We start from the raw sequence: 15,119 nt of genomic DNA on the forward strand, positions 1-15,119 counted from the left end.
CATCACGCTCCAATCGATTCAGTTCATGCGCTACGGTCCGCTCTACGCTTCACAGGTCTCCACACCCTGCACAAAAAGGCCACAAACAATGCGCCACGTCGCCACGTCCTCCAGGCGCGGATCGTTCCACTCGGCACAGCCCGGCGTGGCCGAATCTCGTCATCAGGAGCCCGCTCCGGCACCCGTGTTCGTCGACCAGTCGGGTCTGCGCAGCCGTCTGCTCCGGCGCTTCGGCTGGCCCGTCTCCGTGGTCGGCGCGATCCTGGCGGCCGCCATGGGCAGCAGCCTCATCGGCGGCCAGTCGGACGCCCCGGCGATGGGGATACCGCCGAAGCCCTCGTACCTGCCCGCCAAGGGGCCCCTGTCGCCCTCCTGGCCCTAGGGGGTGTCGTGTCGATCAGGCCGGGCTCGCGGCGTCCGCTCCCTGATCCGGCCCGATCGACACGGCACCCCCCAGCGGGCACGGTCCGCGAAGCACCACCCGAAGAGTCCGGTGGCCATCACGCCGGACTCCGCGACATTCCCTGACACACCCCGATCATCGTGCCGTCCGGACCGACGTCCGCGGGGCGGGCCGAGCATGCCTGATCGTCCGCACCACCCATCTCCAGGAGCGCCCTTGTCCCGCCACCAGCGTCGTCGGCAGTCCCTGCTGAGACCGCGCCGACTGGCCGCGCCACCGCTGCGCTTCTTCATGCCGCTGTCCCTGCTGGCCTGCCTGCTCGCGCTCCTCGTCCTGCGAGGCCTCGCCACCAACGAGGCGTTCCACGACACCCGGGTCGCGACCTCGGTCGACAAGACGACGGTGCCGGAGAACCTGCTCAAGGGCGGCCCGATCATCGACGCGCGCGGCGCCAGGAACGAGCGCCCCGTCAGCTATCGGATCCCCGACCGCACCGTGGTCCTGAGCTTCGACGACGGCCCTTCGCCGGAGTGGACCCCGAAGATCCTGGACGTGCTCGCGGCCCACGACATCCGCGCGGACTTCTTCGTGACCGGCGCGATGACCACGCGCCACCCGGAGCTGATCCGGCAGATCGTCGCCGGCGGCCACGAGATCGGCGTGCACACCTTCACCCACCCCGACCTGGTGTACCAGTCCGAAGCCCGGGTCAGCTGGGAGCTGGCGCAGACGCAGCTGGCGCTGGCCGGTGTCGCGGGCGTCCACAGCGCGCTGTTCCGACCGCCGTACTCCTCCGACGCCTCGGCGCTCGACGACTGGAACTACCCGGTGATCAAGTACGTGGGTTCCCACGGCTACCTCACCGCGTTCATCGACCGCGACACCCACGACTGGAAGCGTCCCGGCGTCGACGCGATCGTCGAGGCGGCGATGCCGCGCAAGCCCGGCGCGGGCGAGCTGATCCTGCTGCACGACGCGGGTGGCGACCGTACCGAGACCCTCGCCGCGCTCGAGCAGATCATCGAGAGACTGCAGGGCGAGGGGTACCGCTTCGCCACGATCTCCGAGGCGCTCGGCGCCAGCAACGCCACGGTGCCGGTGCACGGCTACCAGCTGTGGGCGGGCAAGTGCTTCATCTGGGCCACCCGGGCCGCCGTGCTGACCCTGCCGGTGCTGGTCGCTCTGCTGGCCGTCGTCGGCTTCCTCAACTTCGGACGGTTCGCGCTGATGCTCGTCCTCGCGCCGCTCCACGCCCGGCGTTCCCGGCGGCGTGACGCGTGGGGACCACCCGTCACCGAGCCGGTCACCGTCCTCGTCCCGGCCTACAACGAGCGCGAGTGCATCGCGAACACCCTGAACTCCCTCGTCGCCAGCGACCATCCGATCGAGGTGATCGTCATCGACGACGGCTCGACGGACGGCACCGCGGACATCGTCGAGGAGATGCGTCTGCCGTTCGTCCGGCTGATCCGCAAGGCCAACGGCGGCAAGTCCTCCGCGCTCAACGTCGGCATCGCGGCCGCGTCGTACGACATCGTCGTGATGATGGACGGCGACACCGTCTTCGAGCCGTCCACGGTGCGCGAGCTGGTCCAGCCGTTCGGCGACCGGGGGATCGGCGCGGTCGCGGGCAACGCCAAGGTCGGCAACCGCGACAGCCTGATCGGCGCCTGGCAGCACATCGAGTACGTCCTCGGCCACAACCTGGACCGCCGGATGTACGACATGCTCAATGTCATCCCGACCATCCCCGGCGCGGTCGGCGCCTTCCGCAAGGAGGCCCTGCGGCGGGTCGGCGGAATGAGCGACGACACCCTCGCCGAGGACACCGACATCACCATGGCGGTGCTCTGCGACGGCTGGCGGATCGTCTACGCCGAGCGCGCCCGCGCCTGGACGGAGGCCCCCGCCAGCCTCCAGCAGCTCTGGTCGCAGCGGTACCGCTGGAGCTACGGCAGCATGCAGGCGATGTGGAAGCACCGCCGCGCCGTGACCTCCCGGGGTCCGGCCGGACGCTTCGGCCGGATCGGGCTGCCCCTCGTCGTGCTGTTCGGCGTGGTCGCCCCGCTGCTCGCGCCGCTGGTCGACATGTTCCTGCTGTACGGCGTGCTGTTCGCGGACGCCCCGATCACCCTGGCCAGCTGGGGCGGCTTCATCCTGCTCCAGGCCGTGCTGTCCTGGTACGCCTTCCGGCTCGACGGCGAGAAGCCGCTGCACCTGATCAGCCTGCCGATCCAGCAACTGGTCTACCGGCAGCTGATGTACATCGTCCTGCTGCAGTCCACGATCACGGCGCTGACCGGTGGCCGGCTGCGCTGGCAGAAGCTCCGGCGCACCGGCGAGGTCGCCGCACCGGTGGAGGCCTGACCATGACCGCATCCTTCGAGTTCAGGGGACACCAGGACACCGTCCGGCTGAGGATCCCCGCCGCACTGCGCCAGGAGACCCAGGCGGAGCCGGAGCCGTCGACACCGTCCCCGCGCAAGGGCGGCCGGGACCGCTATCTCGACCTGCTCCGCGCCCTGGCGCTGGTCCGCGTGGTGCTCTACCACAACTTCGGCTGGTTCTGGCTGCCCGTCGTCTTCCCGTCGATGGGCGTGATGTTCGCGCTCGCCGGGTCGCTGATGGCCCGCTCCCTCAGCCGCCCCGCCCTCGGCGTCATCCGGGGCCGCCTGCGCCGCCTGCTGCCGCCGATGTGGCTGTTCGGCGCGGTCATCCTCACCCTGGAGATCATCGACGGCTGGGGTCCCGACGCCGAGGGGCATCCGCGCTGGTGGTGGGGCAAGCTGCTGTTCTGGCTCATGCCGCTGAGCACTCCGCCGTACGCCGAATCACTGAACGGTCTCGACCATCTGGTGGGGCCCAGCTGGGCGGTGCAGGTCGTCGTTCCGCTCTGGTACCTCCGCGCGTACCTCTGGTACGTCCTGCTCTCACCGTTGCTGCTGTGGGCGCTGCGGCGGATGCCGGTGGTGACGCTGTCCACGCCGATCGCGCTGACGATCGTGCTGAACACGTTCTTCACCGACCAGGAGTTCCTCTACGGCCGGGTCTGGGAGAACCTCAGCGACTTCGCCATGTTCGGCTCCTGCTGGGTCCTCGGCATGGCTCACCAGGAGGGACTGCTCAAGAAGATCCCCCAGTACGTCGTACCGTCCGTCGCGCCGCTGATCATGGTGGCCGGCTGGTGGTACCTGCAGACCCGACCGGTCGATCCGACCGTGCACACCGACATCGAGAGCTGGCCGATCGCCCAGGCCCTGTGGTCCTTCGGCTTCGTCGCGATGCTGCTCCATGTCAGTCCCTCCTGGGAAGAGTGGCCCCGCCCCCTGGAACGCTGGAACGGCCTGATCAGCCTGCTCAACTCCCGGGCGGTCAGCGTCTATCTCTGGCACCAGGTCGCGTTGGTGGCCGCCATCCCGCTGATCGACCCTCTCTGGTCCGTCGGCTTCTTCTACGCGCACTTCCAGTGGCTGCTGACCAACCCGTGGCTTCCGCTGCTGGTGGCGATCCCCCTGATCGGACTGCTGGTGCTGACCTTCGGCTGGGTCGAGGACGTGGCAGCGAAACGCTCCCCGCGCCTCTTCCCGTACCCACGCCGCGTGCGGGGTCGGCGCCGGGCGGGCGCCTGACGGGGGCCGCCCGAACCCCGGACGGGCGGGGACGGCCGGCCCGGCGGCGCCGGCCGCACGGGACCGTGCCCGGTCACCTCCGCCGTGACGGTCGGTCAGGGTCGCGGGGTGCGCGGCTCCAGCCGGAACTCGAAGCCGAGGGTGCCCGGGTCGAGTGCGGTCGCGCCGCCGTCGACGGTGAGCACCGCCCCGTTCACGAAGGAGGCGGCGGGGGACAGCAGCCAGGCGACGGCCTCCGCGACCTCGTGCGGCTCGCCGGGCCGCCCGGCGGGCAGGACCCGCGTCACCTCCTCGTACGCCGCTTCCAGACCGTTCCCGTCCAGGCCCGCCTCGTCCGCGAACCGGTTCATGCGGCGGTCGGCCATGTCGGTGCGCACCCAGCTCGGGCACACGGTGTTGGCGCGCAGCCCCGCGCCCCCGTAGTCGACCGCGACGGAGCGGCAGAGCTGGAGCAGTCCGGCTTTGGAGGTGGCGTAGGCGGCGTTGCCGACGCCGTTGCGCAGGGCGGACACCGAGGCCACCGCGACCACCGCGCCGCGGGCGTCGAGCAGGTGCGGGAGTGCGGCGCGCAGCAGCAGGAAGGGCCCGGTGAGGTTGGTCCGCATGACCTCGTCCCAGTCCTCCGGGGTCACCTCTCCCACCCCGCCGCCCCGCCCGATGCCGGCGTTGAGCACCAGACCGTCGAGCCGTCCGTACGTGCCGACCACCGTCTCGACGAGCGAGGCCACCGCGGCGGGATCACCGATGTCCGACGGTACGGGCAGGGCGCCGGTCTCCTCGGCGACCAGCCGCAGCGGCTCGGGACGACGCCCGGACACCGCCACCTTGTGGCCTGCCCGGGCCAGCGCCTGAGCGGTCGCGGCCCCGATCCCCGTTCCGCCGCCGGTCACCAGGTACACGCGCTCGTTCGCCATGTCCGCCGCCTCTCCCGTGCCTCGTCCCCCGTCCCGGTGATCCTAGACGCGCCGAACCGCCGTCCCTCTCGTGTCTCAGAGGGCGCCGACGATGTCCTCGACCCGTTGCTTGGCGTCGCCGAAGAGCATGGCGGTGTTCTCACGGAAGAACAGCGGGTTCTGAACCCCGGCGTACCCCGAGGCCATGGAGCGCTTGAACACGATGACCTTGTTCGCCTCCCAGACGGTGAGCACGGGCATGCCGGCGAGCGGGCTGCCGGGATCCTCGGCGCCGGCCGGGTTGACGGTGTCGTTGGCGCCGATCACGAGGACGACGTCGGTCGCGGCGAAGTCGCCGTTGACCTCGTCCATCTCCAGCACGATGTCGTACGGCACCTTGGCCTCGGCCAGCAGGACGTTCATGTGGCCGGGCAGGCGGCCGGCGACCGGATGGATGCCGAAGCGCACGTCGATGCCCTTCGCCCGGAGCTTCGAGGTGAGTTCCGCGACCGGGTACTGCGCCTGTGCCACGGCCATGCCGTAGCCGGGCGTGATGACCACCGAGCGGGCCGCGCCGAGGAGTGCGGCGGTGGCCTGGGCGGTGATCTCCTGGTGCGCGCCGTAGTCGACGTCCGAGGCCGAGGGCGCCTCGATGCCGAATCCGCCGGCGATGACGGAGAGGAACGAGCGGTTCATCGCCCTGCACATGATGTAGGACAGGTAGGCACCCGAGGAGCCGACCAGCGCGCCGGTGATGATGAGCAGGTCGTTGCCGAGCAGGAAGCCGGAGGCGGCCGCGGCCCAGCCGGAGTAGCTGTTGAGCATCGAGACGACGACCGGCATGTCACCGCCGCCGATCGAGGCCACCAGGTGCCAGCCGAGGGCGAGCGCCAGGACCGTCACGACGATGAGGAGCCACAGCGTCGGCGTGATCACGAACCACACCGTCAGGGCGAGGAACAGGCCCAGCGAGCCGAGGTTCAGCACGTTCTTGCCCGGCAGCGTCAGCGGCCTGGAGCTGATCTTCGCCGCGAGCTTCAGGTACGCCACGATGGAGCCGGTGAAGGTCACCGCGCCGATGAACAGGCCGATGAACACCTCGGCGTGGTGGATGTCCAGCGTGCCGAGCGCGTCCAGGGCCCGGGCCTCATGGCCGCCGAGGTCGTGCTCGACGTTCAGGAAGCCGTTCCAGCTGACCAGCACGGCGGCGAGGCCGACGAAGGAGTGCAGCAGCGCGATGAGTTCGGGCATGCCCGTCATCTCGACGCCGCGGGCGCGCTGCAGGCCGATCAGCGCGCCGATCAGCATGGCCACGGCCATGAGTCCCAGCCCGGCGGTGCTGATGTCGCCGTCGACGGCGAGCACGATCGTCGCGACGAGCGCGACGGCCATGCCGAGCATGCCGAAGGAGTTGCCGAGCCGTGCGGACTCGTGCTTGGAGAGTCCTGCCAGCGCGAGGATGAACAGCAGCGCGGCAACGAGGTAGGCCGCCTGAGCGGCGATGGTCGCAGACATGTCAGCTCCGGTTGAACATGGCGAGCATGCGACGCGTCACCGCGAAGCCGCCGAAGATGTTGATACTGGCCAGAAGGATCGCCACGGACGAGAGCACCGTGACCGTCGTGCTCGCATGCCCGATCTGCAGCATCGCGCCGACGACGATGATGCCGGAGATCGCGTTCGTCACCGACATCAGCGGTGTGTGCAGGGCGTGGTGCACATGGCCGATCACGTAGTAGCCGATCACGATCGCCAGCACGAAGACCGTCACATGGGGCAGCAGCGCCGCCGGCGCGAACGCGGCGGCGAGGAAGAGCGCCGACGCGCCGAGGGCCACGCCGCCGAACCTCCGGCTCGCCTTCATCGGCGCCTTCTCCGGCACCGGCTTCGTCCCGGCCGCCGCGGGAGCGGCGGCCGGGGCCGCCGAGACCTGCACCGGCGGGGGCGGCCACGCCGACTCGCCCTCGCGTACGACGGTGATCGAGCGCTGTACCGGGTCGTCCCAGTCGAGGACGAGCCGGGCGTCCTTGCCGGGCGTCAGCAGCTTCAACAGGTTGACCAGGTTGGTGCCGTAGAGCTGCGAGGCCTGCGCCGGCAGCCGGCCCGCCAGATCGGTGTACCCGATGATCGTCACGCCGTTCGCCGTGACGGTCTTCTCGCCCTTGACGGTGCCGACGACGTTGCCGCCGTTGGCGGCCGCCATGTCGACGATCACCGAGCCCGGCTTCATGCTCGCCACCATCTCCGCGGTGATCAGCGTCGGCGCCGGACGCCCCGGGATCAGCGCGGTGGTGATGACGATGTCGACCTCACGGCACTGCGCGCCGTAGAGCTCCACCTCGCGCGCCTTGTAGTCGTCGCCCATCTCCTTGGCGTAACCCGTCCTGGAGACCTCGGTCTCCGGGGACTCGATCGAAAGGTACGCGCCGCCCAGCGACCGGACCTGGTCGGCCACCTCGGGCCTCGGGTCGGTCGCCCGTACGACCGCGCCGAGCGAGCCCGCCGCGCCGATCGCGGCCAGACCCGCGACGCCCGCGCCCGCGACGAGCACCTTCGCCGGCGGCACCTTGCCCGCCGCCGTCACCTGGCCGGTGAAGAACCGCCCGAACACGTGCGCCGCCTCGACCACGGCCCGGTAGCCGGCGATGTTCGCCATCGACGACAGCACGTCCATCGACTGCGCGCGGCTGATACGCGGCACGGCGTCCATCGACAGCGCCGTGAACGGCCGGCGGCCCAGCTCCTCGACCATCACCGGGTCGAACGCCGGCGCGAACAGCGCGATCACCGTCGCCTCAGCCCGTACGCCGTCCAACTGCGCGGGACTCGGGGCGTTGACCCCCAGCACCACGTCCGCGGCCGTCGCGTCCCCGATGCGCGCCCCTGCGGCCTCGTAGGCGCTGTCGGGGAAGCCCGCGGCGACACCCGCGCCGGAGTCGACGACCACGTCGTACCCCAGTTCGCGGATCGGCTCGAGCGTGGCCGGTGTGGCCGAGACGCGGTTCTCACCCGGCCGCGCCTCCTTGAGGACTCCGACAATCACGCGTGTTCTCCGTTCACTGCTCGGGCTGTCACGGCCGTCATCGCTCTCGACCCCGGAACGAGTTCTGTCGTCGCTCAGAATCGGCCCGCCGCGACCTCGATGGGAAGCGTGCCAGCCGTGATCCATGCCATATGGCGCATCGTGACGGTCACGGACAGCGGACAGGCTCGTCACCGGAGGGCGACGAGCCCGGCGGGGAGGACGCGCCCGCAGCCCACCCCCTCACGCCGACACCCGGGGTGGTGACGTGGCTCACCGGAACCCGGGGGCGGGCCGGGCCAGTGCAGATCATGAACGTCCACTCGAAGTGCTCTCCCTCGTCCGTCCCTTCGACCCCCGCCCGGACGGCGACGCGCCGGTCCGTACTGCGCGGGCTCGGCGTCGTGACGGCCGCGGGCACCGCCGCCGTCTGCCTCCCGGCCGCCACGGCCCATGCCGAGCCCGCCGGCGGAGGGGCGCGCGGAGCCGCCGGCACGTACGCGCTGACCCTCGTCCACCTCGGCCGCGACGGCGCGCCGACCACCGACTACCGCACCCTGCTGACCGCCCTGTCCGGGCCCGACGCCGGCAGCGGCCGGGAGGTGAAGAAGTCGCCGAGCACCGTGACGCTGCAGGTGCCCGCCGGGCGGTACCTGCTCGACTCCACCCTCTCCACCAGGCCGGTGGGGGAGGAGGACGGGGGGAACGACTGGCTCGTGCGGCCCCGGCTGGACGTCGACCGCGACATGACCCTCGTGCTCGACGCCCGGGTCGCGCGGCCGGTGGACATACGGCCGCCGGTCGCCGACGCCACGTTCGAGCAGAGGGGCGCGTTCGCCGAGGTGACGTACGAGGGAGTCACCGGGTTCGTGAACCTGATGTCGATGTCGCCGGACCTGCGTGTGGCGCACCTGGGGCCGGACGCCGAGCGGGGGACCGTGCGGACCTGGGTGGACTCGTACTGGAGCCGGCCGGGCGGCGTCTGCGCCCTCGGCTACGCCTTCCGGGGCGAGCGGGCGCTGACCGGCCTGGTCCGGCACCCGGCGCCCGGCGACCTGGCCACCCTGCTGGTACGTGCGGGGATGCCCGAGTCCGGCGGGGGAACGGCCCTCGTCTCCTTCGCGCCGGCGACGGGCGCCTCCCCGTCGCTGGCGCTGCCGGTGCCGGCGGGGGGCACCGGGACCTTCCTCCTCACGCCCGAGCGCGGCACCTGGGACCTCGTGTACGGCGCACCGGCCGAACCGGAGGCGCCCGCCAACAACTACTTCGTCCTCGGGCGCTCGTTCACGCCCGGCTCCACCACGGTGCACACCTTCGAGACCCCGGTCCTCGGCCCGGCCCTGGACTCCTCGCCCGGCGCCCGGCCCGTCGCGCAGCGCACCGGAGACACCCTGGACCTGGCGGTGCCGCTGCTCGCCGACGGCGACGGCCACGTGCCGTCCCGGCCCCTGTTCACCGCGTCGACCGTCACGCTGCACCGCAACGGCACGCTGGTCGCGACCCGTCGCGGCGAGACGCCGGGGCACGCCTCGTTCACGGTGCCGGCGGGGCGGGCCGCCTACCGGCTGACGGCGAGCGCGACGCGATCGCGGGGGAGCGTCACGGCGGCGTGGACGTTCAGCTCCGCCGTGACGGCCACCGCCACGGAACTCCCCCTGAGCGCCGTACGCTTCGGCCCCGAGCTCGCGCTCGACGGCACCGCCCCGGCGCACACCACGAGCCGGGTGGCGGTGACGGTGGAGGGCGCGGCCCGGAAGTTGGGGGTGCGGTCGCTGGCGGTGTCCGTGTCGACGGACCGGGGCGCCACCTGGACACGGACGGCGGTGTCCGGCGGACGGTTCACGGTGACGACGCCGGGGCCCGGAAGGACCGTGTCACTGCGCGCGGAACTGACGGACGCGCACGGCGACACCGTCACCCAGACCCACATCGACGCGTACGTCACGCGGGCCGCGACCGGCGCGCGCTGACACGGGTCGCGGGGCCGTCGCGGAAGGACCCGCGGCGACCCCCGACCGTCTGTCACCCGGGGTGTCGGCTGTCGTCGGTCGACAGCTCCGCCCTGATCTCGCGGGCGGCCGCGACGAGGTTCTCCAGGGAGGCGCGGGTCTCGGGCCGGCCACGGGTCTTCAGGCCGCAGTCGGGGTTGACCCACAGACGCCCGGCGGCGAGCGACATCCATCATCCGGACGCGCGGACGAGACACCCGGCGGCCGCCGCGCGCGGACTCGGTGCGTGACACCGGAGCGTGGCTGTCGTGCCTGGCCGGGAGCGGTAACGGCAGCGGTCCGGGTGCGCCGTACCGACGACTTCGGCAAGCGTCGGGTTTGACCGCGCGAGAAGCGGCAAGCCGAACAGACAGGCGCCCAGTAAGCAGTGACGAACAGCCAGCCAGGAGTCATCTTCCAGGAAGGCAGACATGTCGACCCTGACCGTAATTCTCATCCTCGTGGCGACGGTCGCCGTGCTACTGGTGGCCGGTGCCCTGCTCAGGGCCCGTGCGGGCCGGAGCGGCGGCACGCGCTCCCTCGAGCGGCGCTTCGGCCCCGAATACGACCGCACCCTCGAAGGGCACGGAGGCGACCGGGAGGCCGCCCACCGCGACCTCAGCGAGCGGGTCGAGCGGTACGGGGGCATCCGCCCTCTGCCGCTGGAGCCGCCGGTCCGCGAGCACTACCTCGCTCGATGGGCCGTGATCCAGGAGCGTTTCGTCGACGCCCCGCGGCAAGCCGTGACCGACGCCGACGAGTTCCTCACGCGGATCGCCGCGACCCGGGGCTTCCCCGAGCCCGAGCGGCCCGACGAGCAGCTCGCCGCCCTGTCGGTGCACCATCCGCACCGGGTGGAGGGCCTGCGCGCGGTACGCCGTGCGGCGCACTCCGAGTCGGCCTCCACCGAGGAGCTCCGGGAGGCGCTGGTGCACGCCCGTGCCCTGTTCGAGGATCTGACAGCGGTCGGCAAGGGCACCGGCACCGAGGCCGCCCGGACAACACGCTCGGCGTCCGGGCGACACCGTGGACATCTCCTCAAGCCGAAGGGAAGTGGTGCGTGATGGCATACGAGAACCGGGACCCGAGGGGAACAGGCGGGGCCGATGGGGACGCGCCGCGCGACCCCGCGTCCCCGAAGATCCCGGGCCGGGCGGGCGGCGCCGGGGGACCGGCTCCCGCAGGACCCGGAGGAGCCCCCTCCGTGGCCGTGCCCGCCCAGCGCACCGGTGACCCCGCGGCGCCGCCTGTCGCACCGCCGGGCGCCGTGCCCCCGCCGCCCACTCCGCCTCCGGCGGTGCCGCCGCAGAAGGCGCCGCAGTTCGCCGTCCCTTCCGAAGACCCCGGTGCCACGGGCCGGAACGACGGGAGCCGTACGCCCGCTCCCCTCGCGCCCCCCGTCGCGCCGCGCGGAGGGGACCCGGCGGACCGGCCGCCGGGCGAAGGCCGGGCCTCCGACGACGGCCGCGGTCCGGGCCACGAGGAGCGTCGTGGGCACGACGCCGGCGGTGCGGCCGGCACCACGGCCGGTACGGGAGACGGGCCCGCCGCCCACAGCGACGGCGGCCCGGCCGGCCGGCTGCTCGGTGAGGCCGAAAGCGACCGCCTCGGACAGCGCCTGCACCACGCGCTGGCGGGGTTCGTCGACTCGCCCCACGAGTCGGTCGAGGAAGCGGCCGAGGTCCTCGCCGCGGCGGAGAAACTCCTCGTCGCCTCCCTGAGGGACCGCCGCGCCGCGTTGCGGGCGGGCTGGCAGGAGAACGGGGATCCGGACGGCCCCGGTCCCGACACCGAGCAGCTCCGGCTCACCCTGCGGACCTACCGTGAGGTGACGGAACGCCTGCTCCGGGCGTGACCCGGCCCACCACCGCACGCGGAGCGCAGAAGCCCCCTGGCAGCAAGGGGGCTTCTGCGCTCCGTGCGGTCCGGGGCCGTACCGAATCATCCGCCCCATGAGTACAGCGGAGTCCCGGAGTGGCGCCGGACGGGAGTGACGATCTCTTCGCGGGGCACGAGCGACACATCGCGCGCAGACGCGACAGCCGGATCCCGGGGGCCCCAAGAGCTTCCGGACAACTGGGAGTGGGGGCCATGACGTCACGTACCGGATTGCGCCGTGTCACGATCGGGTGGCAGCGCCAGGAGAACGAGAAGCAGAAGCCGAAGGACGACGAGAAGCAGCAGCAGAGCGACACCGAGAAGCAGCAGCCGAAGCCGAAGCGGAACGCCCGCGGGAAGCAACCGCGGACCGACGACGAGAGGGGCCCGCAGACCGGGCCCGGGCGCTGGCTCCGGATCGGTGTCAGCCTGCTGGCCCTCGCGGCGATGGTCGCCTTCGGGGCCGTCCTCGCCCGGCTGACCCTCCAGCCCTCGCCGGCCTCGGAGATGCTCATCCACGCGAACCTCCGGCCGGGAGACTCGATCCGCGCCTACGTCGAACAGCCCGCCTTCCGGGACACCGTCAAGCAGCTCGGCGGCAACATCCTGCTGGGCGTGCCGTTCGGCCTGCTGTTGCCGGTGGTGTCCCCGCGGACCCGTGGGTTCGTACGGGTCGCCCTGCTGACCGTGGCGACGATGTTCCTGGTCGAACTGATCCAGGGCGCACTGGTCACGGGGCGCGCCTTCGACGTCGACGACGTGCTGCTCAACACCACGGGCGCGCTGCTCGGCTACGCCCTCGTGGGCCGCCGTCTGGGGCGGGCGGTCCATCCGCCGCGCCGGAGCCGGTGGTGGTCGCGGCGTCGTACCTGACGGCGGCGGACGGGGCGGCTCCGCGTTCGCCAGGAGAAAACCCGTCCCCGCGCAGGGATGCACGACGGGCGGCGGGGCAAGTGATGCTCTGGGGGTCGACAGGAGTGGTCCCTCTGCTGTACCGCTGGTAGCGGTCGTCCGAAGGTTTGTCACGACGTGGACACGTGTGGGTCCGGGGGCGCCACTCCTCGAAGGGGCGGTGCCCGTCCCCCCGACGGGCGGGGGGACGGGAAGGCGACGGGCACGTGAGGGAGAACGGCGATGAGTGAGGTGATCACCGGGCGAGGCCCGGTGTGTCGGCCGACGCTGTCGGCGAGCGTGTCCTACGAAGCCGCGGACCAGGGGGCCGAGGTGATCGCCTCGGCCCGCGACTTCGTGGCCGACTTCCTCGGCGCGGTGCGGGTCGCGGGAGGCGGGCCGGTGTCCCAGGAGCACGTCGAGCTGGCGCGCCTGGTGGTCAGTGAGCTGGTGACGAACGCGGTGCGGCACGCGCCGGGTCCCTGCCGGGTGCTGCTCGAATGGTCCGCGGACGCGCTGGACATCTCGGTGGCCGACCGGCACGAGGCCGCCCCCGTGGCCAGGCCCCACGATCCGCGGCGCATCGGACAGCACGGTCTCGAGATCGTCGTGGCGGTCTGCGAGAGCGTCAGCGTGGAACCCCAGCCGTCCGGGAAACGCGTCCGGGCCCGTCTCTCCCTCGCCTGATCCGGGCGCCCCGGAGGCCGCGTTCGACCCCGGATTCCTTTTGCTCGAAATTCGCTGACATGCTTCGTGGAAGTGGGGGTAGGCGGAGCCCCCACGGGGGCCAAACCGTTGCCAACCGAAGAGAGAAGGTCATCAGAGTGCGTACTGAGGTGACGACGGAGACGAGGATCGGTGTCGAGACGGGTATCGAGGACCTTCCTGTCATCGAATATCCCCGCGAGGTCGCTCCGAAGGACGCGCGCCAGCTGTCGAAGGTGTTCTTCGACAAGCTGGCGGGGCTGGAGGAGGGGACCCATGAGTACCAGTACGCACGCAACACGCTGATCGAGATGAACATGTCGCTCGTCCGCTACGCGGCCGGCCGGTTCCGGGGGACCCGCGGCGACGAGATGGAGGACATCGTCCAGGTCGGCACCATCGGTCTGATCAAGGCCATCGACCGGTTCGACCTGTCCCGGGAGGTGGAGTTCACCACCTTCGCCGTCCCTTACATCGTCGGTGAGATCAAGCGCTTCTTCCGGGACACCTCCTGGGCGGTCCACGTGCCGCGCCGCTTGCAGGAAGCCCGGCTGGAGCTGGCCAAGGCGACCGAGGAGCTGAGCTCCCGGTGCGGCCGCGCGCCGACCGTGGCGGAGCTGGCGAGCCTGATGAACCTCTCCGAGGACGAGGTGATCGAGGCGCGGATCGCCGCCAACGGCTACAACTCGGCCTCTCTCGACGCGGCCATCGGCCCCGACGGCGAGGACGACACCACGGCGCTCGCCGAGTTCATCGGGATGGAGGACGAGGCCCTCGAGCTCTTCGAGGACTTCCACACGCTCGCGCCGCTGCTCGTCGAACTCGACGACCGCAGCCGCCGGATCCTGCATCTGCGCTTCGTCGAGGAGCGGACCCAGTCGCAGATCGGCGAGGAACTCGGCATCTCCCAGATGCACGTCTCCCGACTGCTCTCCCGGAACCTGGCGCAGCTGCGCAAGGGCATGCTCGACCAGTCGTAGGAAGCGAACGGCGTCGCCGGGCAAGCCCTCGGCGGAACGGCCTCACCGGCCCCCTCCCGGTGAGGCCGTTCTGTGTTGTGAGGAGGAACGGCGCGGGGACGGCGGCCGTCGGGGTGGGGGACGGCGCAGGACGCGTCCCTCGCCGTCCGGCTCCGTCCCCGCTCGGCGTCCGGCCACTCGCGTACCTGCACACCTGCACACTCTCGCTCCTGACGAGCGCTCATTCCGCCTTGCCCGCCCGGCGGCGCGCCCGTCGCTTCAACGACTGCCGTTCGTCCTCGCGCAGGCCGCCCCATACGCCCGTCACATGGCGGGAGTCGTCCATGGCCCAGCGCAGGCATTCCTCGCGCACGGGGCAGCGTCGGCAGACCTCCTTGGCCTCCTCGGCCTGGATCAGCGCCGGTGCGCCGGTCCCCACAGGGAAGAAGAGGTCGGGGTCGACATCCTGGCAGGCCGCTTGTGCACGCCAGCTGTCCAACATCGGTTTCTCCTGTCACATCGATTCGACTCTCGGTCGCGCGGCCTTCCGGTACACGTGCGCAGGAACGCGTGAGGAGCGGGGAGGCCTCCGCGGTCCGGCCGGTCGGGCCGCTGCCCGAGTGGCCCCGCACTCTCGCTCGTAACCCCGGACGCGGATTTCACACGTCCTCGCCGCGAGGCGGAACGGACCCGCGCCGGACGGCGGTTCGGACTCGGGTGGGAATACCCCTTGCCTAATGGTCAAGAAACG

At 71.8% G+C, this 15,119-nt stretch carries 13 protein-coding genes and 1 pseudogene; 9 read left to right on the top strand and 5 right to left on the bottom strand.

Annotation, left to right across the window (positions count from 1 at the left end; translation table 11 throughout):
* Positions 1–145: 145 nt before the first annotated feature.
* The 3 genes from OG392_RS31580 to OG392_RS31590 all read left to right on the top strand — a co-directional run bounded on the left by OG392_RS31580 (position 146) and on the right by OG392_RS31590 (position 4,032).
* On the top strand, positions 146–382 hold the full coding sequence (locus OG392_RS31580; protein WP_329285090.1) for a hypothetical protein: 237 nt from the start codon (positions 146–148) through the stop codon (positions 380–382).
* A 198-nt stretch (positions 383–580) separates the two neighbouring features.
* A complete protein-coding gene (locus tag OG392_RS31585) occupies positions 581–2,770 on the top strand; it encodes a bifunctional polysaccharide deacetylase/glycosyltransferase family 2 protein (RefSeq protein WP_443054955.1) in 2,190 nt (729 codons plus the stop codon).
* A 2-nt stretch (positions 2,771–2,772) separates the two neighbouring features.
* A complete protein-coding gene (locus tag OG392_RS31590; protein WP_329285091.1) occupies positions 2,773–4,032 on the top strand; it encodes an acyltransferase family protein in 1,260 nt (419 codons plus the stop codon).
* A gap of 95 nt (positions 4,033–4,127) precedes the next feature.
* Here OG392_RS31590 and OG392_RS31595 read toward each other — a convergent pair whose 3' ends face one another.
* The 3 genes from OG392_RS31595 to OG392_RS31605 form a co-directional block, all read right to left on the bottom strand.
* Positions 4,128–4,946 carry an SDR family NAD(P)-dependent oxidoreductase gene (locus OG392_RS31595; protein ID WP_329285093.1) on the bottom strand — a complete coding sequence of 273 codons (819 nt, stop codon included), beginning with the start codon at positions 4,944–4,946 and terminating at the stop codon, positions 4,128–4,130.
* A 75-nt stretch (positions 4,947–5,021) separates the two neighbouring features.
* The gene (gene pntB / locus OG392_RS31600) at positions 5,022–6,440 is read right to left on the bottom strand and encodes a Re/Si-specific NAD(P)(+) transhydrogenase subunit beta (RefSeq protein ID WP_329285095.1); all 1,419 of its coding nucleotides are present in this window, start codon (positions 6,438–6,440) and stop codon (positions 5,022–5,024) included.
* Position 6,441: 1 nt separating this feature from the next.
* Positions 6,442–7,968 carry a Re/Si-specific NAD(P)(+) transhydrogenase subunit alpha gene (locus OG392_RS31605; protein WP_329285097.1) on the bottom strand — a complete coding sequence of 509 codons (1,527 nt, stop codon included), beginning with the start codon at positions 7,966–7,968 and terminating at the stop codon, positions 6,442–6,444.
* Positions 7,969–8,258: 290 nt separating this feature from the next.
* Here OG392_RS31605 and OG392_RS31610 point away from each other — a divergent pair, with 290 nt between their 5' ends.
* A complete protein-coding gene (locus OG392_RS31610) occupies positions 8,259–9,917 on the top strand; it encodes a serine protease (RefSeq protein WP_329285098.1) in 1,659 nt (552 codons plus the stop codon).
* A 52-nt stretch (positions 9,918–9,969) separates the two neighbouring features.
* Here OG392_RS31610 and OG392_RS31615 read toward each other — a convergent pair.
* A pseudogene (locus OG392_RS31615) lies at positions 9,970–10,122 on the bottom strand (hypothetical protein); the annotation flags it as partial.
* Between the two features lie 244 nt (positions 10,123–10,366).
* On the opposite strand from OG392_RS31615, the gene OG392_RS31620 reads away from it, so the two are divergent.
* The 5 genes from OG392_RS31620 to OG392_RS31640 all read left to right on the top strand — a co-directional run bounded on the left by OG392_RS31620 (position 10,367) and on the right by OG392_RS31640 (position 14,389).
* Entirely contained in the window at positions 10,367–10,999 is a 633-nt protein-coding gene (locus OG392_RS31620; RefSeq protein WP_329285100.1) for a hypothetical protein, read from the top strand.
* A gap of 140 nt (positions 11,000–11,139) precedes the next feature.
* Positions 11,140–11,790 (top strand): hypothetical protein, encoded by a 651-nt coding sequence (locus tag OG392_RS31625; RefSeq protein WP_329285102.1) that lies wholly within the window; start codon positions 11,140–11,142, stop codon positions 11,788–11,790.
* A 236-nt stretch (positions 11,791–12,026) separates the two neighbouring features.
* A complete protein-coding gene (locus OG392_RS31630) occupies positions 12,027–12,686 on the top strand; it encodes a VanZ family protein (RefSeq protein WP_329285104.1) in 660 nt (219 codons plus the stop codon).
* 318 nt (positions 12,687–13,004) lie between these two features.
* Entirely contained in the window at positions 13,005–13,391 is a 387-nt protein-coding gene (locus OG392_RS31635) for an ATP-binding protein (protein WP_329285106.1), read from the top strand.
* Positions 13,392–13,540: 149 nt separating this feature from the next.
* Positions 13,541–14,389, top strand: coding sequence for an RNA polymerase sigma factor SigF (locus tag OG392_RS31640; RefSeq protein WP_443055108.1), 849 nt, complete (start codon positions 13,541–13,543; stop codon positions 14,387–14,389).
* 220 nt (positions 14,390–14,609) lie between these two features.
* Here the strand turns inward: OG392_RS31640 and OG392_RS31645 are convergent, their stop codons facing one another.
* Positions 14,610–14,867, bottom strand: a complete 258-nt coding sequence (locus OG392_RS31645; protein WP_329287586.1) for a WhiB family transcriptional regulator — start codon at positions 14,865–14,867, stop codon at positions 14,610–14,612.
* Between the last annotated feature and the right edge of the window lie 252 nt (positions 14,868–15,119).

Origin of the sequence: Streptomyces sp. NBC_00691, from assembly GCF_036226665.1 — a bacterium.
Lineage (GTDB): Bacteria > Actinomycetota > Actinomycetes > Streptomycetales > Streptomycetaceae > Streptomyces.